This is a genomic window from Halorubrum ejinorense (assembly GCF_055389685.1).
The window spans coordinates 1,147,236-1,173,622 of sequence record NZ_AP043777.1 but is presented as its reverse complement, the minus strand read 5'-3'; the positions used below and the strand labels follow the sequence as shown (position 1 = coordinate 1,173,622).

23 protein-coding genes and 1 tRNA gene are annotated in these 26,387 nt (G+C 70.5%); 9 read left to right on the top strand and 15 right to left on the bottom strand.

Going from position 1 to position 26,387, the window contains the following annotated elements; genetic code table 11:
- The first annotated feature begins 3 nt into the window (after positions 1-3).
- Positions 4-654 carry a CocE/NonD family hydrolase gene (locus tag ACZ5KW_RS06925; RefSeq protein WP_343779915.1) on the top strand — a complete coding sequence of 217 codons (651 nt, stop codon included), beginning with the start codon at positions 4-6 and terminating at the stop codon, positions 652-654.
- 42 nt (positions 655-696) lie between these two features.
- Here ACZ5KW_RS06925 and ACZ5KW_RS06920 read toward each other — a convergent pair whose 3' ends face one another.
- The 8 genes from ACZ5KW_RS06920 to ACZ5KW_RS06885 form a co-directional block, all read right to left on the bottom strand.
- Positions 697-1,941 carry a glycosyltransferase family 2 protein gene (locus ACZ5KW_RS06920; RefSeq protein ID WP_343779914.1) on the bottom strand — a complete coding sequence of 415 codons (1,245 nt, stop codon included), beginning with the start codon at positions 1,939-1,941 and terminating at the stop codon, positions 697-699.
- A 337-nt stretch (positions 1,942-2,278) separates the two neighbouring features.
- A complete protein-coding gene (locus ACZ5KW_RS06915) occupies positions 2,279-2,806 on the bottom strand; it encodes a hypothetical protein (RefSeq protein WP_343779912.1) in 528 nt (175 codons plus the stop codon).
- A gap of 5 nt (positions 2,807-2,811) precedes the next feature.
- Positions 2,812-3,141 carry a transcription factor S gene (locus ACZ5KW_RS06910; RefSeq protein WP_343779910.1) on the bottom strand — a complete coding sequence of 110 codons (330 nt, stop codon included), beginning with the start codon at positions 3,139-3,141 and terminating at the stop codon, positions 2,812-2,814.
- Positions 3,142-3,497: 356 nt separating this feature from the next.
- Positions 3,498-4,589, bottom strand: a complete 1,092-nt coding sequence (locus tag ACZ5KW_RS06905; RefSeq protein WP_343779908.1) for a putative sulfate/molybdate transporter — start codon at positions 4,587-4,589, stop codon at positions 3,498-3,500.
- 88 nt (positions 4,590-4,677) lie between these two features.
- Complete coding sequence (locus tag ACZ5KW_RS06900) at positions 4,678-5,304, bottom strand: DUF8135 domain-containing protein (protein ID WP_343779906.1); 627 nt, start codon at positions 5,302-5,304, stop codon at positions 4,678-4,680.
- Positions 5,301-6,263, bottom strand: coding sequence for a hypothetical protein (locus tag ACZ5KW_RS06895; protein WP_343779904.1), 963 nt, complete (start codon positions 6,261-6,263; stop codon positions 5,301-5,303). The genes ACZ5KW_RS06900 and ACZ5KW_RS06895 overlap by 4 nt, the downstream gene beginning before the upstream one ends.
- Before the next feature lie 111 nt (positions 6,264-6,374).
- A complete protein-coding gene (locus ACZ5KW_RS06890) occupies positions 6,375-7,211 on the bottom strand; it encodes an RAD55 family ATPase (RefSeq protein ID WP_343779902.1) in 837 nt (278 codons plus the stop codon).
- Positions 7,212-7,242: 31 nt separating this feature from the next.
- Positions 7,243-8,313 carry a beta-ribofuranosylaminobenzene 5'-phosphate synthase family protein gene (locus ACZ5KW_RS06885; RefSeq protein WP_343779900.1) on the bottom strand — a complete coding sequence of 357 codons (1,071 nt, stop codon included), beginning with the start codon at positions 8,311-8,313 and terminating at the stop codon, positions 7,243-7,245.
- 165 nt (positions 8,314-8,478) lie between these two features.
- Here ACZ5KW_RS06885 and hemC point away from each other — a divergent pair, with 165 nt between their 5' ends.
- The 4 genes from hemC to ACZ5KW_RS06865 all read left to right on the top strand — a co-directional run bounded on the left by hemC (position 8,479) and on the right by ACZ5KW_RS06865 (position 11,967).
- Entirely contained in the window at positions 8,479-9,642 is a 1,164-nt protein-coding gene (gene hemC, locus ACZ5KW_RS06880; RefSeq protein WP_343779898.1) for a hydroxymethylbilane synthase, read from the top strand.
- Positions 9,635-10,534: a uroporphyrinogen-III C-methyltransferase gene (gene cobA, locus ACZ5KW_RS06875; RefSeq protein ID WP_343779895.1), complete on the top strand. Its 900-nt coding sequence runs from the start codon at positions 9,635-9,637 to the stop codon at positions 10,532-10,534. Before hemC ends, cobA begins: the two co-directional genes overlap by 8 nt.
- A complete protein-coding gene (locus ACZ5KW_RS06870; protein WP_343779893.1) occupies positions 10,531-11,301 on the top strand; it encodes a uroporphyrinogen-III synthase in 771 nt (256 codons plus the stop codon). The genes cobA and ACZ5KW_RS06870 overlap by 4 nt, the downstream gene beginning before the upstream one ends.
- 261 nt (positions 11,302-11,562) lie before the next feature.
- Positions 11,563-11,967, top strand: a complete 405-nt coding sequence (locus tag ACZ5KW_RS06865) for a hypothetical protein (RefSeq protein WP_343779892.1) — start codon at positions 11,563-11,565, stop codon at positions 11,965-11,967.
- Between the two features lie 77 nt (positions 11,968-12,044).
- On the opposite strand, the gene ACZ5KW_RS06860 is transcribed toward ACZ5KW_RS06865, so the two are convergent.
- The 3 genes from ACZ5KW_RS06860 to ACZ5KW_RS06850 form a co-directional block, all read right to left on the bottom strand.
- Positions 12,045-13,043: a DUF4382 domain-containing protein gene (locus ACZ5KW_RS06860; RefSeq protein WP_343779890.1), complete on the bottom strand. Its 999-nt coding sequence runs from the start codon at positions 13,041-13,043 to the stop codon at positions 12,045-12,047.
- 125 nt (positions 13,044-13,168) lie between these two features.
- Complete coding sequence (locus ACZ5KW_RS06855; protein ID WP_343779888.1) at positions 13,169-14,494, bottom strand: 5'-deoxyadenosine deaminase; 1,326 nt, start codon at positions 14,492-14,494, stop codon at positions 13,169-13,171.
- A 1,555-nt stretch (positions 14,495-16,049) separates the two neighbouring features.
- Positions 16,050-16,550 carry a CBS domain-containing protein gene (locus ACZ5KW_RS06850; protein WP_343779886.1) on the bottom strand — a complete coding sequence of 167 codons (501 nt, stop codon included), beginning with the start codon at positions 16,548-16,550 and terminating at the stop codon, positions 16,050-16,052.
- 143 nt (positions 16,551-16,693) lie between these two features.
- Here ACZ5KW_RS06850 and ACZ5KW_RS06845 point away from each other — a divergent pair, with 143 nt between their 5' ends.
- Positions 16,694-17,188: a metal-dependent hydrolase gene (locus ACZ5KW_RS06845; RefSeq protein WP_343779883.1), complete on the top strand. Its 495-nt coding sequence runs from the start codon at positions 16,694-16,696 to the stop codon at positions 17,186-17,188.
- Positions 17,189-17,294: 106 nt separating this feature from the next.
- On the opposite strand, the gene ACZ5KW_RS06840 is transcribed toward ACZ5KW_RS06845, so the two are convergent.
- Positions 17,295-17,448, bottom strand: a tRNA-Met gene (locus ACZ5KW_RS06840).
- A gap of 170 nt (positions 17,449-17,618) precedes the next feature.
- On the opposite strand from ACZ5KW_RS06840, the gene ACZ5KW_RS06835 reads away from it, so the two are divergent.
- Together ACZ5KW_RS06835 and ACZ5KW_RS06830 are read left to right on the top strand one after the other, a co-directional pair.
- On the top strand, positions 17,619-18,968 hold the full coding sequence (locus ACZ5KW_RS06835; RefSeq protein ID WP_343779880.1) for a DUF7115 domain-containing protein: 1,350 nt from the start codon (positions 17,619-17,621) through the stop codon (positions 18,966-18,968).
- A gap of 104 nt (positions 18,969-19,072) precedes the next feature.
- Positions 19,073-20,293, top strand: a complete 1,221-nt coding sequence (locus ACZ5KW_RS06830) for a mechanosensitive ion channel family protein (RefSeq protein ID WP_343779878.1) — start codon at positions 19,073-19,075, stop codon at positions 20,291-20,293.
- A gap of 141 nt (positions 20,294-20,434) precedes the next feature.
- On the opposite strand, the gene ACZ5KW_RS06825 is transcribed toward ACZ5KW_RS06830, so the two are convergent.
- The 3 genes from ACZ5KW_RS06825 to mutS all read right to left on the bottom strand — a co-directional run bounded on the left by ACZ5KW_RS06825 (position 20,435) and on the right by mutS (position 25,720).
- Positions 20,435-20,953 (bottom strand): hypothetical protein, encoded by a 519-nt coding sequence (locus ACZ5KW_RS06825; protein WP_343779875.1) that lies wholly within the window; start codon positions 20,951-20,953, stop codon positions 20,435-20,437.
- A gap of 83 nt (positions 20,954-21,036) precedes the next feature.
- Positions 21,037-22,827 (bottom strand): DNA mismatch repair endonuclease MutL, encoded by a 1,791-nt coding sequence (gene mutL, locus ACZ5KW_RS06820; RefSeq protein ID WP_343779873.1) that lies wholly within the window; start codon positions 22,825-22,827, stop codon positions 21,037-21,039.
- Positions 22,817-25,720 carry a DNA mismatch repair protein MutS gene (mutS, locus tag ACZ5KW_RS06815; RefSeq protein ID WP_343779871.1) on the bottom strand — a complete coding sequence of 968 codons (2,904 nt, stop codon included), beginning with the start codon at positions 25,718-25,720 and terminating at the stop codon, positions 22,817-22,819. Before mutS ends, mutL begins: the two co-directional genes overlap by 11 nt.
- 102 nt (positions 25,721-25,822) lie before the next feature.
- Between mutS and ACZ5KW_RS06810 the strand changes: the two genes are divergently transcribed.
- Entirely contained in the window at positions 25,823-26,371 is a 549-nt protein-coding gene (locus ACZ5KW_RS06810; protein WP_371152513.1) for a DnaJ domain-containing protein, read from the top strand.
- Positions 26,372-26,387 lie beyond the last annotated feature (16 nt).

The following is a 26,387-nucleotide window of genomic DNA, read 5'->3' as shown; positions in this document are numbered from 1 at the left end:
CCCGTGAGCGACACCGTCCTGATTCCCGGCGGCCGCGACGTGCGCGCCACCCTCGACACCGCCGCGAGCGACGGCGGTGGCGACGCCACCGGGAACGGCTCCCGCGCCGACGCGGTCGTCGTCGCCTGTCCGCCGCACCCGCAACAGCGGGGCCACCGCGGCGACGAGCGCCTCACGGCCGTGAGCGACGCCCTGACCGACCGCGGGATCGACTGCCTCCGGTTCGACTACGGGGACTGGGACGAGGGCTACGGGGAGACCACCGACGCGGACGAGGCGGTGAGGTGGGCGCGCGACCGCTACGACCGCGTCGGGCTGTTCGGCTTCTCGTTCGGGGGGACGGTCGCGCTCGTTACGGCCGCGTCGCGACCCGGTCTCGCAGGCGTCTGCGCGCTCGCCCCGACCGCGCGGCTGAACCCCGACGTCGACGCGGTCGAAGCGCTCGGCGAGGTCGTCGACCACGGGGTGCCGGTTCGCGTGCTGTACGCGACCCGCGACTCGACCGCCGACTGGGAGCCCGTCGTCGAGCGGGCGACCGAACTGGGCGTCGAGACGGTCGCGTTCGAGTCGGACCACTTCTTCGTCGGCCGAGCGGGGCGCGCGGGAGAAGCGGTCGCCGAGTTCTTCGCCCCGCGACTGCGCGGCGACTCGTGAGTTCGGTCCGCGAACGCGGATCAGGGCCGCCTCGCGGCGGGATCAGTCGCTCCCGACCTTCGTCGTCACCCGGAACGTCTCCGGCGGGTTGAGGATGCCCGCGACCGTCCCCATCGAGTGAACGACGGTGATGAGCGGCGCGAGCGGGACCGCGAGCGCCCAGTGACGGTGGTCGTCGCCGTAGTAGTGGACGCCGAGCAGGAACCACCCGAGGGTACACAGCGCCAGTCCCATCGACGCGGCGAAGAAGAGGCCGCTGTAGACGATGGTCACGCTGAGCAGCGACAGCGGGACGACGAGCAGGGTGACGATCGGCGAGAGCGCCCACGCGTAGTTGCGGACCCGCGTCAACAGCTCGTAGCGCAGCGGCAGCATCGCCGACGCCTGAACGTTTCCGGCCGCCCAGCGGCGGCGCTGCTGGAGGATCTCGTACAGCGAGGGGGGCGCCTCGTTGCGACAGACCGCGTCCGACAGCGCGAACGTCACGTCGAGCTCACGGAAGGCCGCCCAGACGAAGGCGGTGTCCTCGACCAGCGTCTCGCGGTCCCACGTCGTCCGCTCTTCGACCTCGGTGCGGACGGCGATGCCGCCGCCCCAGGCGAAAAGCGGGATCGAGAGCCGCGCGAACGCGCGCTGTTCGAGCTGGACGCCCATCCGGTAGACGTCGGCGAGGTAGCTGAGGTTCGAGTCCGTGCGACGCGGCTTCTCGCGCAGCTGGACGATGTCAGCGTCAGGAAGGCCGTCGAACGACTCGACGACGCTGTCCTCGTCGAGGTAGAGGACGAACTCCTTCCGACAGTCCAGCGCCTGCCGCGCCCACTCCTGTGCGCGGCCCTTCCGGACCGCGTGACACGAGAACTCGTCCGGGACGGCGTGAACCGTCGCCCCGCGCGCGTCGATGGGTGACTCCGCGATCACGTGAACGTCGTCGAGCCCGTCGGGGAGCGAGTCGACCGTCTCCTGAACGACCTCGGCGGCGTCGACGGTCATGATCCGGACCTGTACCTCGTCGAGGCCGTACTCGTTCGGCGGCGTCTCGTGGCCCGCGCCCACGACGGTCGTGAGCACGAACCAGACGAGCGCCGTCGCGCCGAACAGGAGCGTCACGCCCCAGAGCGCGACCCCGAACAGCGATCCGAGTCCGCCGTCGGTGACGACGGTGGTCGCCGACGCCTGCCCGGGGGCGCCCCCGGGGCCGGAGACGACGGTCGGTGCGAGCAGCGTCGCGACCCCGCCGACGACGAGCGCCAGCGTGACCGCGACCAGTGCGATGCGTTCGGTGTTCATCGTGCCCCGACCTCTCTCGTCGAGCCCTATGAACCGGCCAAACGCTACAGCGGAATTCAGTCGTGTTTGGGCCGGATTTACGCCCTTAATCTCGACCGATTCAGATAAATCGGCTGACGGAACTGCTATGGTGATAGTTGACATTCACACTGACACCGAATGACTCGATCGGGGGCGACTTCGGGTTCGACCCGGGCGATGGCGTCGCGCGCACCGGACCGCTACGTCACATTCGACTATCTTTGCGCTGCTCTCGGTGCGGTCGAAAAAGAGGAATGAGAGGGGTTCATCAGGGAGTCGGAGGGGCTCGGAGATGCTCGAACTGGGGCGGGGGCGCTCACCGGAGGTCGTCGATCAGCTCCGCCGCCATCCGCTCGCCGCGGGCCGGGTCGTACCCCTCCATCCTGAGATGCGCCAGCGGCGCCACGTACGGGTTCCGCTCCCAGTGGGCCCACACCTCGGTCGAGCCGTCAGGGGCGGGGAACAGCCGGACGTGGACCTGCCAGTCGCCGGTGAGCCCCTCCGGGCGGTGGACGAAGCTGCCGACCTCGTGAATCAGGTCGCCGTCGCGCTCGTACGCGTGGAAGTACGCTCGGACCAGCTCCGAGAAGCCGTGTTCGGGGAGCCGGTCGCGGGTCTCGGCCGGCGTCGTCGGGAGCGTCCCGGCGTACTCGTCGGCCGGCGGCGGTAACACCCGGACGTGGTCCGGGGCCCCCTCGTCCGGCAGCAGCGCGAGCAGTTTGCCGACGGCGAGCCGGAGCCGCCAGAACCCCAGCGCGCGGCCGAGGAGGAACGCGGCCGGAAGCGTCACCGCGAGTGTGAGGAGGGCCTGCGGCGTCCGGCTCGTGCGCCCGTTGCCGGCCATCGGCGTCAGTTGTACCCCCGCCAGCGGCGGCCGCACTCCTTACACTTGAAAAAGCGGGTCGGCGGCTCGTCGGCGGCGCCGGTCTGTTTGATCGTGTACCACGCCTCGCCGTGACCGCACTCGTCGCAGACGACGTCGGTGGCGGTCGGTTTCCCCTCGAAGTTGGCCCCCTCCTCCGTCTCGATCACCTCGTCGCCGGTCTGTTCCGTCGTCGACTCGAAGGCGGCGGCGAGCGTCTCGTCGCGCTCGGTCGTGGCGCCGCAGTCGTCGTTTTGGCACACCATCTCTCCGTCGCGAGAGACCATCATCGAGCCGCAGTCGTCACAGAACTGCATATACTCGTTCGGTACGTGGTTGAGCGGTTTAGGTTCGGCGGGTACGGTCGAATACGTCGCGTGAGGTGATGGATTCGTATCCCGAGATCTCGGTGTCGTCGGGTAATCGCCGGCGAACACCGCCAAAGCCCCAGCCGATTGCTTATGAATGGGTGTCAGTAGATCGGCGGAGAACTCCTCCAAAGCCCCAGCCGCGAGGGCCGCCCCGCACAGCACCGCACCTCACGCCTCCCCAGCCTCGTCGGCCTCCCTTCGGTCGGCCGACTCCCTCGCGCGTGCTGGCTCGCGGCCTAGCGGCCGCTCGCAGGCACACGCCACCGCATCCTGTTTATAACTGGTCTCCTCCCACTGACCCGTTATCCGCCGATCCGCTCCCACGCGAGGTGTGCGGCGATCCCGACGAGGAACGCGACGCCGAGGTTCGTCGCCAGCGCGAGCAGCCCGATCCCGACCGAGAGCGCGCGGTTCCCGGAGTCGGTGACGTTGCGCGCGAGCGAGACGGCGACGACCGCGAGCAGCGCGCCGAGCATCGCCAGCGGGAACGCCGCGATCACCGCGGGCGTGGCGAACATGGCGGCCGCGAGGTAGCCGACGCCCAACACGACGTTCGCGCCGCCGGTGCGCGCGCCGAACGCGTGCTTGCCGGCCACGCCGTCGCAGCCGTGACACATGGGAATCCCGCCGAGCGGCACCGCGATCAGGTTCGTCACGCCCATGCTCGTCGACAGTTCGTCGGGCGTGACCTCGGCGTCGAGCAGGTCCGAGAAGAGGAGCGCGGTCGCCAGCGCGGCGTTCCCGATGGTCATCGCCAACTGCGCGACGACGCCGTCGAGCGTGGCGCGCGTGGGGGCCGACCCGAACGCCGGCGTCGGCGGCGTGCCGGGCAGTCGCGGCGTCGGCAACCCGGCGACGACCAGCGCGCTCGCGACCCCGACGGCGGCGACGACCAGCGCGCTCGCTTTCCCGTGCCCCGCGAGCGCGAGCGCGGCGGCGATTGCGACGCCGACGAGCGCCACCGCCGGGTCGTCGACCGCGAGTCCGACCCCGGTCTCGAAGAGGACGAGCCCCACCGCAAACTGGACCCCGCGGACGACCGGCTCGCCGATCCAGCGCTCGACGCGCGCGAGCGTCCCCGTCAGTCCGATCGCGAGAAGGGCGACACCGAGGATCACGCCGGCGAGCGCGAGTTCGGCGTAGGTGAGCGCGCCCGCGATGGCGAGCGCGGCCAGCGCCTTCATCGGCTCGACGGACACCGGCAGTCCGTACCGAACTCCCCAGACGATCTGGAACGCGCCGAACGCGGCGAGCGCGTGCGGCAGCGACACGTCCGTCAGCAGCGCCAGCGCGACGACGAGCGGGACGACCGTAATCGAATCCCCTACCGCGCCGGTGACGGCTCCCGACCCGAACTCGACCGACCGACTCCCCTTCGATGCGGGCCGTATCACGAGACGCGCGCCCTTTCGTCCGAGCGCGCTTGAACGTGTTCAGCAATCGCTCGGACCTACGGGAACGCTTGCGAGAAACCGCTTCCGGTTACTCGCCGTCGAACGCGGGGTCGTTGGCCTCGACGATCGGACAGTTCCGGACCCGGAACCGCGAGAAGTCGACCGACTCGACGATATCGGTCCCCTCGTGGGTACACGCCGTCTCCGGCGGCTCCGCGAAGTGCGGGCACTGCTGGCAGTAGCTCCGCTTGTCGATCACGCGTTCGTCGCCGGCCTCCGGGGGCCCCGCCGCCCCGGGGAACCGAGTCGACGCGTCGGCGGCCGCGCCGGCCTCGTGGTCGTCGAACGTCCCCGCGTCGGCGCCGACCGAGCCCTCCTCGTCGAGCGCGTCCCACACGTCCTCATCGCCCACGTCGCCGACCTCCATCGACTCGAAGGGATCGCCTCCGTCCGCGTCGCCGGCGTCGGCGTCCAGTTCGGCGAACGGGTCCTCGTCGGTCGCGGCCGGCGCCGGGTCCGCCCGATCGGCGGCGTCCGTCGATCGGCCGAGGCCGAGGTCGTCCGAGTCGTCGCCATCGTCGAAGCCGGTTTCCTCGAGGCCGGTTTCGTCACCTAGATCGCCGTCGTCGACCCCGTCGCCGAGCGCCGCGAAGGGGTCGTCGACCTCGTCCGAGTCGGGCGCTTCGAACTCGTCGTCCGGCTCGTCGTCGCTCATCGGCGGTCGCCGTCCGCGCCGCCGTCGCTCGCGGCGGCGTTGTTCGTGTCGGTCGGGTCTCGGGCCTCCGCGCCGTCATCGGAGACGTCGCCGTCGATCGCCGGGCGGTCCCCGACGAGCAGTCGCGACGTGCCGAGAAAGCCCGTGTTCGGCTCTAGATCTTCGAACCGGTGTCCGCAGTGGGGGCACTCCGGCGTCGACAGCAGCCCCAGTTCGACGCCGCCGCCGCAGTGGTCGCAGTCCGCGCTCCGCACGCCGTGCCGGTTCGCGGTGCGGGTCAGCGCGTCCACGCGCTCCCGGTCCGCGCGGTCGCGCTCGGCCGCTTCGAGCCGGCGTTTGACCTTGACGACCGCGTTCGCGACCCGCGAGAGCTTGTCGTCGACCTCGGTCAGCCCCTCCGTGGATATCTCGTCGAGGTCGGACTCGACGCTCGCGACTCGCCGGTCCATCTCGTCGACTCGGCCGCCGACTGCGTCGACGCGCTCGTCGACGCCGTCGAGCCGGTCGCCGACCACGTCCAGTCCGTCGAGGCGCGCGTCGATCGCCTCGATCCGATCGCCGAGGTCGTCGACGCGGTCCGCGGACGCGGCGTCGGCCGCCGTCGCGTCGAGGCGGTCCAGACGGGACGAGACCCCCTCGAGTTCGTCGGCGAGTTCGTCGAGACGAGCCGCGGTCTCGTCCGCGGTTTCGCTCGCCGCGCCCGCGTCGGCCGATTCGAGCGACTCGACCTCGCGGTAGAGGTCGATGAACCGCTCGCGGAGGTCGCCGACCTTCTCGTCTAGCTCCTCGTCGAGGTCGTCGAGCCGCGATTCGATGGCCGCGACCTCATCGGCGTCGGGGACGTCGACCCCCTCGGACTCCGCGAGCGCGACGATAGCGCGCTTGAGGAGTTCCTCACGGGTCACGCCGGCCTCATCGGCGGCCGCGTCGAGAGAGGCCACCGGGTCGAGGTCACTCATCGCGGTTCCTCCGTCATCTGTGCGACGTTAAGTGGCGAGGGTTAAGTAACCTGTCGCGCCGTTCTCCGAATCGATACTCGGCGGCGACCCGACCGGAGCCCGGAGCGCCCGCTACCGGATCTTGCGAACGTCGCTGATGTCGAATCCGCCCTCGTGGATCTCGGTCTCGAAGCGAACGATGTTCTCCGCCTCCAGCCGGGAGAGGACGCCGCGGAACTCGCGAACGAACATCGTCCGGGCCCGCTGTGAGCCGCCGCTCTCCCAGCTGAATTGGAAGGTCCCGCCGGCCGCGTCCATCAGGGTGCCGAACTCGCGGTCGCTGATGGAGTCGACGTTCACCAGCACGAGCACGAGCGCGTCCCACTCGTAGGCGGCCTTCTTCAGCCCCTTCATCACCATGGCGACGTCGCTCCACTCGGTGTCGTCCGAAACCATCGAGACGAGGTCGGTCACCGAGTCGATACAGACGAGGCTGCCTCGTCCGTGCTCGGAGAGGTAGTCTCCGAAGGCGGTGAGTACGTCCTCGTACTCGCCGCGGTCGCCGAGCTCCGTTATCGAGGTCGTCTCGGTCTCGTACCAGTCTCGCGGCACCGGCGACAGCTGGAAGTACTCGGGCGAGAGGTCACGAAACGATATCTCGTCGACCGCGGCGTCGACTATCTCGTCGGCCATCGTGTACTCCATCTCCCGAGTGATAGCGCCGGTGTCGGCGGTGAAAGAGATGTAGTGGACCGACTCCGGAAGCTCGGCGCCGGGGTCGATGTCGCCGTAGTAGAGGTCGAACAGCTCCTCGTCGGCGCGCGCCAACGCGTTCATCGCCGCACTGGTGTAACAGAACTCTCGGGCGCCCGCGCCGGACTCGCCCGCGAGCAGCACGACGCTGCCCGGCGGCGCCCCGCCCCCGAGGATCGAGTCGAGGCGCGCGACTCCGAACGGTAGACTCGACATGTCACACACCGGGTGGTGGCGGGGCTTAGTGTTACCCCTCGTCGCCGCCCGTCGTCACCCGCGCTCCCCCGTTCGCCGCTCGGACCACCGAGACCGACCCGGCGACGCCCGCCTCGTCGAGGGCTCGCTCCCCGGCCGCGGCCGCCGCGTCCGCGTTCGCGGCGTCGGTGACGCCGTAGACCGTCGGTCCCCACGAGGACTGACCCGCGCCGAACACCGCCGACTGCTCCGACAGCGAGGCCACCACGTCGCCGACCGGCGGGCGGTACACGCCGCCCTGCTCGTCGGCGTACCATGCGCCGTTGAGCCGACCGATCTCGGCGACCGCAGCGCCGAACGCCTCGGCGTTCCCGGTCGCGACGGCCGGGAGGACACGTCGGGTGACGATCCCGCCGATCCGATCGGCGAGCCCGGGGTCCGCGCGCTCGACCGCGGTCCGCATCGCGTCGTCCTCGGCGGCCCCGCTCCGCCCCGGCTCCGCGGCCGGTTCGACGAGGAGGAACCGCCAGTCGTCCGGCACCGCGTGGCGCGCGGCGACCGGCGGAACCGTCCACTCGCCGTCGGCCGGTCTGTCGGTGGTGAACCGCGCGGTCGGGTGGCCGGCGTCGAGGACGAACCCGCCCGCCTCGAACGTCGCGACGCCGATCCCCGAGCGGCCGCCGCGCCCCATCGTCGGCGCCCGCTCCCTGACCCGAGCCGGTTCGCCGTGGGCGCTCGCGACCGCCGCGAGCGTCGCCGCCGCGAGCTGGGTCCCGCTGCCGAGCCCGGCGTGTCGCGGGAGCGACTCGCGGACCGTGACGCGGGCGCCGTCGACCCCGAGCGCCTCGACCGCGAACCGGGCGTACTCGCGCGCGTCGGCGGCGATCGTGGCCGCGTCCGAGTCGCCGGAGCCGTCCGGGGCGCCACGCTCCGAGCCTCCCCGGCCGCCCGCGCCGCCCGCGACGTCCGCGACCGAGACCGTCACGCCGTCGGCCGGCTCAGCGTCGACGACGACCCGCGGGTCCGCGAGACTGACCCCGAGGGCGCCGTAGAGGCGCTCGTGCGAGAGGCTGAGGTTACAGAAGCCGAAGTGGAGCCGCGCCCCGGCGCTCGCGCGTGTCATCTCGCCCGTCGCTTCGGGGCGGAGTGATAAAGGGGGCGTGACCGTGGCGGGAGTTGCCTCGGAAGCCGTAGGCCCGGCGCACAGGGTCGGACGAGCACGTCGCCGTAGCGGTGGCCGAGGCGACCGAACTGGTGCGCTTTTGAACGCGGGGGCCTGAGTCCGCGTATGACCGAAACGCTCAGGCTCGCTACCCGCGGGTCGGACCTGGCCCTCCGACAGGCCGAGACCGTCCGCGACGCGCTGTCGAGCCGGCGCCGCGACGTGGAACTCCGGCAGGTGGAGACGCGCGGCGACCAGATCCCCGACGAACTGATCCACCGCCTCGGAAAGACCGGCGCGTTCGTGCGCGCCCTCGACGAAGAGGTACTCGCCGGCGACGCCGACCTCGCGGTCCACTCGCTGAAGGACCTCCCGACCGAGGAGATGGACGACCTCGTCGTCGCGGGCGTCCCCGAGCGCGCCCCCTCGGGAGACGTGGTCGTTCACCCGGACGGGCTCGGCATCGACGACCTCCCGTCCGGCGCCGTCGTCGGGACCGGCTCGCTCCGCCGCGGCGCGCAGATCCGAGCCGCGAGGCCCGACCTCACCGTCGAGCCGATCCGCGGAAACGTCGACACGCGGCTGGAGAAGCTGCTCGCCCCCGGGCTCCAGGCGGAACACGAGCGGCGGCTGATCGCCTCCGGCGAGGCCGGCGCGCTGACCGCGGAGGGTGACGGGGACGATGCCGACGACGCCGAGACCGACGCGGACGAAGACGAGGGCGAGGAAGTCGACGAGGAGTTCGACGAGAGCGTCGAGGAGTGGTTCGACTCGCTGTCGGACCTCGAACGCGCCGCGATGGAGCGGAGAGTCGAGACCGAGTACGACGCGGTCGTCCTCGCGGAAGCGGGGCTCCGGCGTTCGAACCTGTTCCACGAGGTCGAGACCACGCGACTCCCGCGCGAGGAGTTCGTCCCCGCGGCGGGGCAGGGAGCCATCGCCGTCACCGCGAGCGACCCCGACGTGATCGAGACGGTCCGCGAGGCGGTCGACCACCCGCGGACCCGCGTTGCCGTCACGGCCGAGCGAACGGTGCTGAGCGAACTCAACGGCGGCTGTATCGCGCCGATCGGCGTCTCCGCGCTCGTCAAGGGCGAACACGTCCACGTCCGGGCGCGGGTGCTGTCGACGGACGGGACCGAGGAGGTGGCCGACACCCGCGACCTGCCGATCCGGTCGCACGCGACGGCGGCCGCGGAGTTCGCCGCGGATCTCGCTGACCGCGGCGCCGCCGACCTGATCGCCGAGGCCCGCGAGGAGTCGGAATCGGAGGCGGGGGCCGATGACTGAGGGCGGGACGGGTGCCGGCCCGGGAGCCGGCGCGGACGAGCCGCCGACCCGCCGACGCGACGACGGCGTCGGCACCGTCTTTCTCGTCGGCTCCGGGCCGGGCGACCCGGACCTCCTCACGATCAAGGCGAAGCGCCTGATCGAGTCGGCCGACGTTGTCCTCCACGACAAGCTTCCTGGCCCGGAGATCCTCGGCGAGATCCCCGAGGCGAAACGCGAGGACGTGGGGAAACGCGCCGGCGGCGAGTGGACGCCACAGGAGTACACCAACCGGCGCATGGTCGAGCTGGCGGAGGACGGCAACCGCGTCGTCCGGCTGAAGGGCGGTGACCCGTTCGTCTTCGGCCGCGGCGGCGAGGAGGCGGAACACCTCGCCGAGGCGGGGGTCCCGTTCGAGGTCGTGCCCGGCGTCACCTCGGCGATCGCCGGGCCTGCGGTCGCCGGCATCCCGGTGACCCACCGCGACCACGCCTCGTCGGTCTCGTTCGTCACCGGCCACGAGGACCCGACGAAAGACGAGTCCGCCGTGAATTGGGACGCGCTCGCGGCGACCGGCGGAACGATCGTCGTGCTGATGGGCGTCGGAAAGCTCCCGGCGTACACCGCCGAACTCCGCGACGCGGGGCTCGACGGCGACACCCCGGTCGCCCTGGTCGAACGCGCCACCTGGCCCGACATGCGCGTCGCGACCGGCACGCTCGACACCATCGTCGACGCGCGCGACGAGGCGGAGATCGAACCGCCCGCGATCACGGTGATCGGCGACGTGGCCGCGACCCGCGATCGCGTCGTGACCTTCCTCGAGAACGCCGGCTCGGCGCCCGTCCAGTCCGCGAACGAGGGAGGAGAGGCCGACGGGGACGGAGACGACCGTCGAGGTGACGGCGCGTGAGCGACGGCGGCCCCCCGAGAGTGGCCGTCTTCCGCCCCGACGACGAGCGGATCGAGGCGGCGGTCGATCTGCTTCGCTCGCTCGGCGCGGAGCCGGTGCCCGACCCGATGCTCGAAGTCGAGCCGACCGGCGCCGTCCCCGACGACGCGCCCCTCGTCGTCCTCACGAGCAAGACGGGGGTCGAGCTGGCGGCCGAGGCGGGCTGGAAGCCCGGCGACGCGGACCTCGCCGCCATCGGCCCGGCGACCGCCGCCGCGGCCAGTGAGGTCGGCTGGACCGTCGACGTCGTCCCCGACGAGTACACCTCCGAGGGCCTCGTCGCGGCGCTCGCGGACCGCGTCGCGGGCACGCGCGTCGTCGTCGCCCGCTCCGACCACGGCAGCGACGTCCTGCTCGACGGGCTCCGCGACGCCGGCGCCGACGTGACCGAGACGGTGCTGTACCGGCTCTCGCGGCCGACCGACGCGGGCGACTCGGCGGAGTTGGCCGCGGCCGGCGACCTCGCCGCGGTCGCGTTCACCTCCTCGCTGACCGTCGAGAACTTCCTCGCGGCGGCCGCCGACCGCGGGGTTCGCGACGAGGCGCGAGCGGGACTGGCGGACGCGGTCGTCGGAGTCATCGGACCGCCGACGGCCGAGACGGCCGCCGACAGGGGGATCGAAGTCGACGTCGTCCCGGACGAAGCGTCCTTCGAGGCGCTCGCGACCGCGGTCGTCGAGGCGCTCGACGTCGAGACCGCGGAGACGCTCGACGCAGACGAGGAGTGACGCGTCGACGACGGGACGCGGCGCACTTCGCCCGCGCCGTCGTCGGGATCAGACCCATCAGCGGAGAGGTAAGTAAGACGGCGCGGACGCCGCCGGCGGTTCTCTCGACGAGAAACGGAGTGGTTCCTCGCTCCGTTCGGCCCGTGAACGCGTTCGTCCGCCTCTCGGCGACGGGTGCCCGTCGCTCTGACGCCGCGACCAGTTACTAACTCTGATATTTTGGGCCGCGGATTTATAATCGAGAATATGATAGCTGGTGGCATGGAACCGAGCGAGCGCTGGCTGCTGCGGGTCGAGGGGGACGTCCTTCTCGTCGAGTTCCCGCACGGAACCGGGCTGAGTCCCGCCGCCAGCGAGGCGCTGCTCGATCGGTGGCGGAACGTGGCCACCCCCGACCAGGTCGACGCCGTCGTGATTATCGTGCGGACGAGTCGGCCGTGTTCGGACGCCGGCCGGCGGGCGCTCCGGGAGTCGGCGCAGATCGCCGTGGCCCGCGGCGTCGAGCGCTTCGCCGTCGTCGGCGAGCGTTCGAAGCGGCGATTTCTCAAACGGACGATAGACGTCGAGGATATCGAGGTAGAGGCGTTCAACGACCCGTCCACCGCCGCGACGTGGGCGTCGTCCGGCGAGCCCGGTTCGGCGCCGTCGGTCGAATCCACGCTGTGACCGCGGCGGGCTCGGACGGACGTTCTCGATAGTACCGCGCGACGCGGACCGACGGGTCCGTCGGAGCGTCGGCGTCGCTAACTGCCGTCCCCGTCGGTCTCGGCGGTCTCGTTGCCGGCGTCATCGTCGTCCGACCCACTCTCATCGGTGTCGTCGCCGTCGTCGCTCGACTCGTCGCCATCGGTCTCCGCCGCTTCGTCGTCCTCGTCATCGTCGTCGATCTCGTTGACCTCGACGTCGCGCCCGGCGACCCCGCTCCCGGAGATCACGGGCTTGAGGATGTAGCCGTTGTTCGGGCCGCGCTTGACGACGTTGATGTCGAAGACGAAGCTGACAGATCCGTCGGGGGTGACCTCGAACCCGTTCGTGATCTGGAGCTTCTCGCTGGGGAGTTTCACGTCGACCTCGCCGCCGTCGACGATACCCTGAACGGCGGAGACCTCGAGTTCGATCTTCTCGTAGCTGCCCGCCGGGATCTCGCCGTCGAACACGGCGATCGCGTCGTCTTCGATCACCTGTGTCAGGTCGACGGTGGCGTCTTCGAGGTCGACGACGGTGTAGCCGCGGCTGCCCTCCGCGTCGTCTTCCTCTTCGGTCTCCGAGTCGTCGTCTTCGCTTTCGACCTCCTCTTCTGCGTCGTCCTCCGTGTCGGTCTCGTTGCCCGTGGGGTCGTCCTCCGTGTCGGTCTCGTTGCCCGCGGCGTCCGACTCGTCGTCGTCAGGGCTCTCAGTGTCCTCGTCGGCCTCGCTGTCCTCGTCCTCCCCTTCGCCCCCGGACTGGAACACGCGGGCCTCGTCGAGGGTGACGTCGAGCCGGTCGAAGTCGGCGATGTCCGCCGGGGCGTCGCTGATGAGCAGTCGGAAGCTCCCGGTGGTCACGTCGGCGTCGTCGGTCCCGTCGGACCCGCCCGAGCCGTCCGAGCCGTCCGGCGAGCCGGAGCTCCCGCCGCCGGCACAGCCGGCGAGCATCGTCGCGCTCGCGCCGGCGCCGAGTGCCACGAACTCTCGTCGTCCGAATCGGTCGGCGGGGTCGTCGTGAGTGCGGTCGTCGTTCGTCGTCCGCGATCGGTCCGTCATGGTGTCTGCTCCGAGGGGCGCGACACGCATATAAAATCGAGGTCTTCAGTCCGAATTTGTCCGACTCAACGCCGTTTTGCGCCTTCGCTCCGGGTTATCGTCGAAAACCGGTCTCGTTCGATCGATCAGGGCGCGCCGATCTCGATCCCGGCCTCCTCGACGACGCGGGCCGCGTGGCGCGTCGCGCGCTCGCGGACCGCGGCGGCGTCGACGCCGACGTGTTCGCCGTCGGCGTAGCGGACCGTGCCGTCGACCATCGTGAAGACCACGTCGTCGCCGTGGGCGGCGTACACCAGGTGCGAGAGCGGGTCGTGGAGCGGCGTCGCCCGCGTCCGGTCGGTCGTGATCCCGATCACGTCGGCGCGCTGGCCCGCTTCGAGGGTACCGAGGCGGTCGAAGCCGGCGGCGCGGGCGCCGTTCGTCGTCGCCATCTCCAGTATCGTCCCCGACGGGAGCCGCGTCGGGTCGCGGGCGTCGACCTTGCCGAGGAGGCTCGCCTGCCGCATCTCGGTGAAGGGGTCGAGCGTGTTGTTACACGGCGGCCCGTCGTTGCCGAGCGCGACCGTGATCCCGCGGTCGAGGTAGTCCTGCACCGGCGCGATCCCCGAGGCGAGTTTCATGTTCGAGGAGGGACAGTGGGTGACGACCGTGTCCGTCTCGGCGAGCACCTCGCGCTCGCGCTCGTCCGTGTGGACGCAGTGCGCGAGCGTCACGTCCGGCCCCGTGAGCCCGACCTCGTCGAGCCAGAGCACGTTCCGGCGCCCGGTGTCGGCCTCGACGGTCTCGATCTCGTCTTCGTTCTCGCTGGCGTGCGTGTGGATCGTCACGCCGTCGTATCGGTCGGCGAGGTCGCGGCAGCCGCGGAGACACGCCTCCGTACAGGTGACCGCGAACCGCGGCGTCACCGCGTACCGGACGCGCCCGTCGGCGGCGCCGTGGTACTCCTCGATGAGCGCCTCGCTCTCCGCCAGCGCGGCGTCGGTGTCCTCCAGCAGCCCCTCGGGCGACTCCTTGTCCATCAGGACTTTGCCGAGTCGCGCGCGGATCCCGGTCTCGACCGCGGCCTCGAACGCCTCCGCGGCGTGGTTGACCGAGAGGTGGTCGACGACGGTCGTCGTCCCCGATTCGAGACACTCTAGGTAGCCGAGTTCGGCGGCCGCCCGAGTGGCCGCGGCGTCCATCGCGGCCTCCATCGGGAGCACGGCGTCGAACAGCCAGTCCAGCAGCGCGGCGTCGTCGGCGATCCCCCGGCCCAGCGACTGGACCGAGTGAACGTGGCCGCCGACGAGGCCGGGCGCGACGACGTCGAATGCGCGCCGCTCGTGGTCGGGGTAGCGCTCTCGGAGGGCGGCCTCGTTGCCGACCGCGGCGATCGTTTCTCCCTCGACGACGACGGCGCCGTCGGGGATGACGGTTTCTGGATCGGCGACGACTGTTCCGGCGATCAGCATGTCCGTCCGTTTCTGACGGTCGGCCGGTAAGAGGCTGTCCCTCGGTGCCTCGGGCGATCTCGTCCGTCCGGTATCAGCGAACGACCAGCGTAGCATCTGTGCGGTCGGCGCGCGCCTCCGAGTGGCCGCCGAAGGCGGCCGCGAGGAGCGCGTGCGAGGGAGTCAGTCGGCGAGCGGAGCGACGGCGACTGACGAGGCTGGGGAGGCGTGAGGCGCTGTGCGGTTGTGGTCGGGTGGGACTCAAAGGGGCAGCCGCGAGGACGGCGCAGGCGACGCAAGCACCGCAGGGAGCGAACGAAGTGAGCGACCGAGAAGCGCAGCGAGCGTGCGCCGTCCTCGCGGCTGGGGCTTTAGAGCCATTCACCGCCGATGCGTGATCGACTATTTTTAAAATGTCCGTCAAGACGGTTCTGTTGAAACCCTATTCTTTAGGAAGATTCTCGCCTGAAACGGCCGGTCGCTGAAAACTCTTTACGGAGTATTTCAACAGAGCCCCTACTATCTATATGTCTGATTTCCGGAGAGCTTTCTTGATGAAAAGCTTATACAACCAGTGACCCATCGACATGTATGGATTCGCGGTTAGAATCGTTCCTTCTCGGGAAGTCGTTGAACCTATCGCTTCGGTATCTCGGGTACTCCGTCATTCTCATGGCCTTGTTCTTCGGTCAACTCTATCTTGTTGGAAATTCCGAGATGGGAAACTCATCTGGTTTGCTTATGAGTCCACTTGGGGTTACAGTATCAGCGATTATTCTGGTAGGGAGACACACATATCGCAACGACGGAATACTGCTGAGTATCGCCGTCGCCGTGATCATCATGAGCGGCTATTCCCTGTACGGTGTCACCGCTCTTACTCACCCCCAACCTAACTATGGAGTTTTAACGGGCGTGGGGACAGCAATTTTGTATGGCGTCCCAATAGGGACTGTATCATCTACTGTTGCGTTTGTGTTACGGCGATTTCCCCCGACCCAATCGCCTGTAGCTGAGAAAAAATAGAACGACTCTTCCACCGAGTAAACTCTGGGAACTGTTCCAAAGATATCCTGTACTGGCTCTGTGGAAATCCTCAGTAACTGATAGTTTTCCACCCCAATCGCTCAGCACAGGACAAGTGCGTATCAAGATGAACCTATGACCGAACAGGAGGGACAAGACATTTTCTTCGGTACCTGCCACAATATCTTATGATCAGTCTTCCGCTGATAGGATTTGGAATTATATCTATATTTATAGGCGGGATGTTCGCAGTACATCCCCCTATTATGGATAAATACTATCGCATCGCGCAATCATGGGGGACAAAACAGACTGCGGCTGATATCGGAATGACTCAACTATCGATTACTGTCGGCCGGATCGCGGGTGTTGTTATCGTGTTCTATGGTATTAGATTTGTACTTCTCGGATTATGATTTATAATTTGGATCATCTAAAATTTACTGCTTGATATAACACATACGCACCCTTTCAGCGACCAGTTGTTTCAGGTAAGAACCTATCCGAACAAGAGGATTTCAACAGAGCCGTCAGGACTGTTCGCGTCGAATTACTCTAGTCGGCGGTCGCGGAACGCGCGGACCACGTCTTGGCGCGCGATGATCCCGACGACCCGCTCGTCGTCGTCCACCACGGGGACGCGGTTGATGTCGGGGTCGTCGCCGACGAGCAGGTCCAGCACGGTGTCGACGTCCGTGTCGGGCGTCACCGTCGCCACGTCGGTGCTCATCACCTCGGAGACGGGGCGGTCGGCGTTGCGGATCAGGTCGATGCCGAGGTCGAGGTCGGCCCACGGTCGCTTCACCTGGTAGCTGAGGGTGTCCACGAACGGGGGGAGCCCGATCGGAATCCACAGCGTCTCGTCTTCCGGCTCGAACAGGTCGACGAGGTCCGACTCGGTGATGACACCGACCAGTCGCTCCGCCTCGTCGACGACGGGGAAGCCACTGAACTCGTACCGAGCGAACTTCTTGAACACGTCGGTGACGTCGTCGTCCGGCGAGACCGTCTTCACGTCCGGTTCCATCAGGTCGCGGGCGGTGAGCGTCATACCGGACCGTCACGGCCGGCCGTGGTAGGCGTTTCGCCCGGCCGCGGAACGAGAGCGATGAGCCCGCACCGCGGTCCGCCCGAGGTCGGAGCGCCCGGCGAGTCGACGCAACGGACTTACGCGCCGGGAACGCAGCCTATCGCGTGTACCGTAACGGCCACGTCGGGGCGTCGCTCGCGGTGTACGCACCGTTCGGGTTCGTCCTCACGGCCCTCACCTCGCTGGAGCTCGGGGCCGCCGGCGCCGTCGGCATCGCCTCGACCGCGATGGTGCCGGACCTCGATACGCGCGTCCCCTTGGTCAAACACCGGGGGATCACGCACACCGTCTGGTTCGCGCTGCTCGTCGGCGCCGTCTTCGGCGTCGTCGGGGCGGGACTCGGCCTCGGGAGCGGCGTCGCCGCGGCGCTCCTCTTCGGCGGCGCCGGGTTCCTGTTCGGCGCCGTGACGATCGTCTCGCACCTCCTCGCCGACGCGCTCACGCCGATGGGGATCCGGCCGTATGCGCCCGTGCGAGACACCGAGTACACGCTGGATCTGTTCACCGCGGCGAATCCGGTCGCCAACTACGCGCTGCTCGGTCTGGGCGGCGTCGCCGTCACGGTCGCGCTCGTCGCGGGGACGGCGGTCGCGCTGTAGGAACCGTCGGCTGGGGTTCGATATCGCCGAGCGGTCCCACGACGTGCCCCGAGAACGACCACAGTTGAAAAGCGCCATCGCTCGCAGAGTAAACAGACTGTGAGAGTGGCCGGGGTGGGCTCCGAACCCACGATCTCCGCATGTCCCAGGTCCGAGGCTCGGCGGAGCCACGGGAAGGACGCGGACGCTTCCAAGGCGTCACCGCACCGAATCTCCGAACCCTATGAGTGCGGCGCTATGTCCAGCTAAGCCACCCGGCCTCACTGTTTCGTACCGCGATGAGACTCTTTAACCTTCCCATCCGTCGGAAGCGTGTGAACCGATCGCAGAGCGCCGCGGGCGGTCGCTCTCGAGGGTCGAGGATCCGCGATCGGCCCGTGCTCGCGGTCGACCCAGCGGATTTATGCCGGGCGCGGCGTATCCGAGGCGTATGAGCCTTCCCGAACTGCTCGCGGCGACGGTCGGAGACGAGGACGTCGTCGCCGAGGTGCCGCTGGGCGGCGGCGATCAGCTCGCGGTCACGCCCAGCCGGACCCTCGTCTACCGCGGCGACGGACTCCTGTCCGACGAGTCCGTCGACGAGTACGGCCACGACGTCGAGCGCATCGAGGTCTCGACGGGCCGCCGCAAGGCCAAGATCACCCTCGGGTACGGCCTCGACGGCGACGAGACGCTCTCGGTCCCTAGCAAGCGCGTCGACGACGTACTCCATCCGCTCCTCGCCGGCGTCCTCTCCGCGAGCGGCGTCACCGGCACCGGCGAGACCGTGCTGCGAACCTTCCGCTTCTCTGAGCTCACCCTGGTCGTCACCAGCGAGCGGCTGGTCAAACACGTCGGGTCGGCCGTCTGGGACCCCGACTTCGAGGAGTTCCACTACGCTGACCTCACCGGCCTCGACTTCGAGGACGGAACCGTCGCCACCGCGGTCGTCCTCGTCCACGACGGCCGCTCGGAGCGCTTCAAGGCGCCGAACGAGTCCGCCCGGGCGCTCCGAGAGACGCTCGCCGACGCGGTGTGTTCGTTCCACGAGGTCGACAGCTTAGAGGAGTTCCGGGTCGTCGCCGCGGAGTCGGACGAGTCGGCGGTCGACGCCGAGACGGGCGGCGGGGCGACCGACTTCGGCGAGGGGCCGGACCCGCTCTCGGCGTCGCCGGTCGCCGACGCGGAAGCCGATGCGGAGGCAGACGCCGCCGGAACCGACTCTGACGAGTCCGCCCCTACGACGGGTCTGGGCGGCAGCGCCGCGACCGACACGGCCGGCGCCGGTTCCACCGAACCGGAGACCGTCGTCGGGTCGGACGGAAGCGACGCCGCCGATCCGCTCGGCGAGGAGTCCTTCGACGGGGACCCGCTCGACGCCGACGCGGCCGTCGACGAGGCGACCGTCGACGACCCGACCGCGCTCGACGCCGACGCGACGGGGACCGAGTCCGCTGCCGACCGGCTGGACGGAGAGCCCGAGGCGGAGCCTGCGGCGCCGAACGACGCCGAATCGGTCGCGGCGGAGTCGGCGGTCGCCGACGCCGCGACCGCGGATCCGACGGCAGGGGAACCCGTCGAGACCGATGTCGGCCCCGTCGGGGAGGAGGACGCGGACGCCGCCGTCCCGTCGGACGACGCGTTCGACGGCTCGCCGTTCGAGAGCGCGGGGGTCGAGGACGCCGACCTCGCGAGCGAGGTCGCCGCGCTGCGGCGCACCGTCGAGACGCAGTCCGAGCGCTTGGACCGACAGTCGGCGCTCATCGAACAGCTGATCGAAGAGCTCCGCAGAGGCCGGTGACGGCGAGGCGGTCCGCGGCTCGGGTAGAGTCGCTCCGCCGAGCTAATTCTCTCAGGTGAGACTCGCGTCGGATCCGTTATCCGGCCGGCGACGAACCACCTACCGTGATCGGGGGACTCGGAACTCGCGCCGGTGCGGTGTTGAGCGACGTCGCCAGCACGGAGGGGCGACTGGCGGCCACCGCGGGCATCGCGCTCGTCACGCTCGCCGTGGGGTGGCTACTGCTTCCGAAGGCCGTTCGTACCGGGGAGCAGGCCGTCTCTGGATGGATCGACCAGGTCATCGACGACCGGACGGACGAGTCGGGGGAGGGAGCCATCGAGACGCTCCGCGGGGGCGTCCCGGCCTCTTTCCTCCTGCGGGTGGCGGTCGGGCTCTCGCAGCTCGCGCTGTTCGCGCTCGCCGGCGTCGCCGTCCTGACGGTGTGGGGGCAGTTCCAGTACGTGGTCGCGGTGCTGCCCGTCGCCGAGAACGCCGTGCGGGTCGGCGGGCAGGTCATCGTCTCGGTCATGCTGCTCGGGGGCGCCTACGTGGTCAGCGACGCCCTGGAGACGTACGTCGCCGACCTGTCGGCCGACAGCGACCGGATCACCGCCCACCAGGAACAGCTGCTCACGCGGCTCGCACAGGTCGGGCTGCTCGTGCTCGCGCTGATCACGGTCCTCGGCATCTGGGGCGTGAACCTCGGCGGCCTGCTGGTCGGGGCGGGCTTCCTCGGGATCGTCTTGGGGATGGCGGCCCGACAGACGCTGGGATCGCTCATCGCCGGCTTCGTGCTGATGTTCGCCCGTCCGTTCGAGATCGGCGACTGGGTCGAGATCGGCAACGAGGAGGGGTTCGTCACGGATATCACGATCATGAACACCCACATGCGCAACTTCGACGGGGAGTTCGTCGTGGTGCCCAACGACATCGTCGCCAACCAGGCGATCACGAACCGGAGCCGCGAGGGTCGCCTCCGGATCCACATGGAGGTCGGGATCGGGTACGACGACGACCCCGAGGAGGCGGCCGAGATCGCCGAGGAAGTCCTCACCGAGATCGCGACGATCGCGAACAACCCCCAGCCGTACGCGATCCCGTCCGGCTTCGGCGACTCGGCGATCCTGCTCGACCTCCGCTTCTGGATCGACCCCCCGACTCCGCAGGCGCGGTGGCGCTCGAAGGCGACCGCGGTCGAGGAGATACAGGACCGCTTCGCCAACGCCGGCATCTCGATCCCGTACCCGCAGCGGACGGTCTCGCACCCGCCCGAGACGTCGGGCGGCGAGGAGAGCGTCGAGCGGGTCGACGGCGAGGGGCGCCCGGTGGACTCCTCGGTCTGAGACCGCCCCGTCGGGGTCGTCTCGGACCGCACTGCTCTCTGCGGCTCCCTTCGGATGCGTTCGGAGGAACGGTCGACGAGCCCAGCGACTCCGGTCCCGTCGCTACGCGGTCGAAGATACGTCGCCTGCCTCTCCGCGGAGCTACCGGTCCGACGGCCCGGTGTAGCCGCTCGGCAGCTGCGAGCCGCGTCCGGTGAACAACCGTTCGAACTGGTCGATGCGCTCTAACACGTAGCTGAGCGCCGCCGTGAGCGAGTCCGCACCGATCGACAGCAGGTGCCGCGCGCCCTTCGTGCGGTCGGCGTGATAGAAGCTGATCTCCCCTTCCGGCTCGGTGTTCCGCTCCGGCATCACCACCAGGTCCTGTCTGGTGGGACCGTGCCTGAAGACGAGCACGTCCGTGAGCGAGTCCGTCCCGTAGGTGACCACGTCGTGGAGGACGCTCCACTTCGGGGGAGTCCGGTCGGCGATCGCGTCCGCGTCGACGACGTTCCGCATCGTCGTCGCGGTCGAGACGCTCTCCAAGGCCGACTCTCGTCGGTTTCGAAGCCACGCGAGAAGCCGCTCGACGAGGTCGCGGAAGCCGTCCGGGCCGGAGAACCGGCCGGCGGACCGCTCCTGCGGTAGCGAGCCCCGAGTCACGTTCGGCTCCTCTCCCATACGATCACCCCCGGGTTCTTCGCGTTAATAGATACCGGTCAGTTACGCCCGTTCGGTCGGCGCTCGCCGCGCGCGGCCCCCGCTCATCGATCGCGACCGAACCCGGCCGCGAACGTCCCCTCGTCGACCGAGAGGACGGTCGGACGGCCGTGCGGACAGGCGAAGGGACGGTCGCACTCGCCGAGGCGGTCGAGCAGGTGTCGGAGTTTCTCGTCCCCGAGGTCGTCGAACTCGCCCCGCTTCAGGGAGGGATGACACGCGAGGTCCGCGAGCAGGTCGTCGCGCACGTCCGCCGAGGCGCCGCGGCCGCCGTCTGGTCCGGAGATCGCGCCGAGCGCGTCGCGGAAGGCGTCCGCGTCCGCGGTCCGCCCGAAGGGGGCGGGCACGGTCCGCAGCCGGCGGGTCCCGCCGCCGAACGGCTCGGTCTCGAACCCGAGCGCGGCCAGCTCCTCCGCGTGCGCCTTCGCGGCCGCCGCCTCGTCCGTCGACAGCGAGACCGTCGCGGGCGGGTCGAGCGTCGCGGTCGGTAGCGGGTCGCCGTCGAACGCCCGCGCGAGGCGCTCGTAGTTCACGCGCTCGTGGGCGGCGTGGCCGTCGATCACGAGCAGTTCGTCGCCGGCCTCGACGAGGACGTACAGGTCGCGGAACACCCCGATCGGGTCCGCGTCCGCGAACGCCCCGGCCCGCGAGCCGTCCTCGTCGCCGACCGCGTCGAGCGCCGATTCGAGGTCGGTGTCGACGTCGGCGGAGCGTCGGAGGTCCGCGCCGGTGAGCGCGTCCGCGACCACCGACTCGACCGCGTCGGCGACGGCGTCCGAGTCGCGGAGTCCGACCTCCCGCTTGGCCGGGTGAACGTTGGGGTCGACCCGGGCCGGCGGCAGCGACGCGTCGACCGCGGCGACCGGCTCACGGCCGTCGGGGAGGAGCCGGCCGTAGCCGTCGCGGACCGCGGCCGCGAGCCGGTCGTTGCGGACCGGCCGCCCGTTCACCGACACGCGGACGTGGTCGCGAGTGGCTCGGGTGACGGACGGGTACGCCAGCACGCCGGAGACGGTCAGCGAGACCGGCGACGACCCGCCCGCGTCCAGGTCGACGCTCGCGGAGAGGGTCGTCGCCCGGCTCGCGGTGTCGCGGTCGTACACCCCGAGCAGCGCGTCTGTCCGGTCGGTTCCCGGCGTCGAGAGCGTCGTCGACCCGTCGTGTTCGAGCGCGAACGCTACCGACGGGTTCGCCAGGGCGTAGTCGGCGACGAGCCCGGAGATCCGCGAGAACTCCGCGTTCGCGCCCGCGAGCGACTCGCGTCGGGCCGGCCGGGTCGCGAACAAGTCCTCGACGACGACCGTGGTCCCCCGGCCTCGCCCCGCCGGTTCGACCGCCGCGCCCGACTCGGCGTCGTCCGCCGAGCGGCTTACGCCACCGCCCTCGCTCGCGGTCCCGTCGACGACGACCCGCGTCCCGACGCCGTCGCCGGGGCTGGTCACGAGTTCGAGCCGGGCGGCCTCGGCGATAGCCGCGAGCGCCTCGCCGCGGAACCCGAGCGATTCGACTCCGACCGGATCGCCGTCCGGTGCCAGCTTGCTCGTGGCGTGACGCTCGACCGCCCGGGTCGCGTCCGCCCGAGCCATCCCGCGGCCGTCGTCCGCGACGCGAATTCGATCGGTCCCGTCGCCGTCGACCGCGATTTCGACCCGGGAGGCCCCCGCGTCGAGCGCGTTTTCGACCAGTTCGCCGACGACCCTGGCCGGCCGCGTCACCATCTCGCCGGCCGCGATCCGGTCGACAGTCTCGGCGTCGAGCCGGCGCACGCGGCCGGCGTTCCCTCTCCGGTCTTCGGCTCCGGGCGCGCCCCGACCCTCGTCTCCGTCACCCGTCATCGTCGATTCGCGACTGGAGGTCGTAGAGTGCGTTCAGCGCCTCGATCGGCGTCATGCGAGCGAGATCGAGGTCGCGAAGGGCCGCGGCGAGGTCGGTCCCGCCCCCGGCCGGGACCTCCGCGTCGCCGTCGGGCGAGCGGTTCCCGGCGTCGCCGCTCTCGGCCGGAGCGCCGGGAACGTCGCCCGAGTCCGAGCCGCTCGCGCCGCGCTCGTCGGAGGCCTCCTCCGCGAGGAACTCGCGGAGCGACGCGTCGCCGTCACGGTCCTTATCGCCCGACAGTTCCTCGCCGCTCGCCGCTCCGTCGTCGACGCGCGCGCCGGCGTCGGTCCCGTTCGTCCGGCGATCGCGGTCCGCCTCGTCGGCGGCGACGAGGTCGCGGGCGCGGTCGACGACGGAACGGGGGACGCCGGCCAACTCGGCGACCTCGACGCCGTACGACGACGAGGACGCGCCGGGCACGACTCGGTGGAGGAACGTCACGTCACCGTCCTCGCGGGTGGCGGTGAAATGGAGGTTGAAGACGCGCTCGCGCTCGTCTGCGAGGTCGGTGAGCCCGTGGTAGTGGGTCGCGAACAGCGCGGTGGCGCCGAGCTCGTCGTGGAGGAACTCCGCGGCCGCGCGGGCGATGGCGCGCCCGTCCGTCGTCGCCGTTCCCCGCCCCACCTCGTCGAGGAGGACGAGCGAGTCGGGGCCGGCGTCGTGGAGGATCTCTGTCAGCTCGCTCATCTCGCGCATGAACGTCGACTGCCCGCCCGCGATGTCGTCCGAGGCCCCCACCCGGGTGAACACGCGGTCGAAGACGGGGAGCGTCGCCGCCTGCGCGGGGACGAACGACCCAGTCTGCGCGAGTACGACCGCGAGCGCGACCGACCGCATGTACGTCGACTTCCCGCTCATGTTCGGCCCCGTGATCACGGCGACCGACCCGCGGGGGAGGTCGGCGTCGTTCGGGACGAAGGAGGTCTCGGTCCGCTCGACGACCGGGTGTCGTCCGCCCTCGATCGCGATCCCCGCGTCGCTCTCGACGCTCCCCTCGGCCTCGGCGCGCAGTTCGGGGCGGACGTAGTCGCGCTCGACCGCGACGGCCGCGAGCGAGGTCAGCGCGTCGAGTTCGGCGAGCGCGTCGGCGAGTCCCTGAATTCGCTCGGTCTCGCTCGCGACGCGGTCGCGGACGTCGACGAACAGTTCGTACTCCACGGCGTCCGCGCGCTCCGCGGCGCCGACGATCGACTCCTCCCGCTCTTTCAGCTCCGGCGTGACGTAGCGCTCGCTGTTCTTCAGCGTCTGGCGCCGGCGATAGTCGTCCGGCACCCGGTCGAGGTTGGCGTCGGTCACCTCGATGTAGTAGCCGTGGACCTGATTGTGTCCCACCGACAGCGAGTCGATGCCGGTCCGTTCGCGCTCCGCGGTCTCGAGGTCCGCGACCCACTCGCGGCCCTCGCGCTCCGTGGCGCGCAGGTCGTCGAGGTCGTCGTCGAACCCCTCGCGGATCACGCCGCCCTCCGTGATCTCCTGTGGCGGGTCGGTCGCGATCGCCGTGTCGATCAGCTCGCGGACCTCGGCCAGCGCGTCGAGCCGCTCGCGGAGGTCGCGGAGGTGGTCGGTCCGCGGGAACTCGGCGTCTGAGCCCGCTTCCTCGGCGACGGCGTCCGTTCCCCCGGCGTCGCCCGACGCGTCGGCGAGGGTCGCCTTCAGCTCCGGGACCACCGCGAGCGTCCGGCAGAGCGAGCGCAGGTCGCGGGCGTCCGCTCGCCCGCGAGAGACGCGACTCACCAGCCGCTCGAGGTCGTAGGCGGTCGCGAGCGCGTCGGCGACTCCCTCGCGCGCGAGGCTCCGGTCGGCGAGTTCGCCGACCGCGTCGTGGCGGCTCCGGATCGCGTCGGCGTCGACGAGCGGGCGCCGGAGCCAGCGTTCGAGACACCGCCGACCGAGCGCGCAGTTCGTCTCGTCGAGCGCGTCGAACAGCGTGTCGCTCGCGCCGAGCCCGCGGTTCTCGAACAGTTCGAGGCTCCGCTGGGCCGCGGCGTCGAGCCGGAGCCGGTCGTGAGGGTCGTACCGGCGGATTCGCGTCACGTACGAGAGCGGCCCGTCGTCGCCCTGCGTGTACTCGGCGTACGCGAGCACCGCGCCGGCGGCCCGCAGCTCCGCGTCGGACGCGAAGCGTCGGTCGGGCGCGGAGAGGTACGGCTCCAGCCGCTCGGCCGCCTGCCGGCGGTCGAACGCGCCGTCGTCGTACTCGTGGGGCGTCCAGCCGCGGGCCGCGTCGCTCGGCGCGAAGTCCGGAGCGTCCGGCCCCGAAATGAGCTCCGCCGGCGCGATCCGGTCGAGTTCGCCCGCGACCGCGTCCGCGTCGCCCGACGTGACGAGGCACTCGCCCGTCGAGACGTCGACGGCGGCGAGTCCGACGCGGGCCGCAGAACCGCTCTCTCCGGCGGCGTCGTCGGCCGCCACCGCCGCCACGTAGTTCGTCGTCCCCGATTCGAGGAGGTCGTCCTCGACGACGGTACCGGGCGTGATCACCTCGGTGACGGCGCGGTCGACGAGCCCGGATGCCTGTTCGGCGTCCTCGACCTGGTCGCCGAGGGCGACGCGGTAGCCGGCGTCGAGCAGCGACTCCAGGTACGGCGCGGCGTTGTCGATGGGAACCCCCGCCATCGGGTAGTCGCCGGTGGAGTCGGACCGCTCCGTCAGCGTCACCTCACAGACGCGTGCCACCGTCTCGGCCGCCTCGCAGAACGCCTCGTAGAAGTCGCCGACCTGGAACAACACGAGTGCGTCCTCGTGGGCGGCACACAGGTCGGCGTACTGCGAGAGCATCGGCGTGAGCGTATCGCGGGCGGCGGCGATCCCGGGCGGCAGCCCCGTCACCGTCTCTCTGTCCGCCGGTTGCATACCCCGTATCCGGGCGGCCGCGGGCATAAACGGTGCGGAGCCGACGGCGTTCCGCCCCGGCGGCGGCGAGAGTCTTACGGTCCTTCGACCCCCATTACGCCCGTGACGAACCGAACGATCGTCGTCGGGCTCGCCGGGACGTTCGTCGGCATGACGGCGCTGCTCGTGATCGGCGGGATCGTCCTCCACCCGATCGCGTTAGCGCTCGCGGTGCCGTTCGGCGCCGTGTCGTACTTCCTCTGGTACCACGCCAGCGGGCGCCTCCACGACCAGGCCCGGCGGTCGGCGGCGCAGGCGGGGCCGACGGAGCGCGAGCGCGCCAGACAGCGCGCCCGCGCCGAGGCCAACCGAGAGCGCGCGTACCGCGCCGCCGGCACCACCGACGGCGGGCGCGGCGCGAGCGGTCGGCGACGCGGCGCCCGCGGTCCGGGGGGTGCGGGCGGCCGCGACCCCCGCGACCGGGCGCCCGCGGCCGACGCGATGACCGAGCGGGAGGCGTACGAGACGCTCGGACTCGACCGCACGGCCGACAGCGAGACGGTCCGCCGCCGCTACCGAGAGCGCGCGAAGCGGATTCACCCGGACGGCGAAGACGGCGACGAGGAGGGGTTCAAGCGGCTCAACGAGGCGTACGAGGTTCTGACGGACTGAGACGGAACTCGAACGC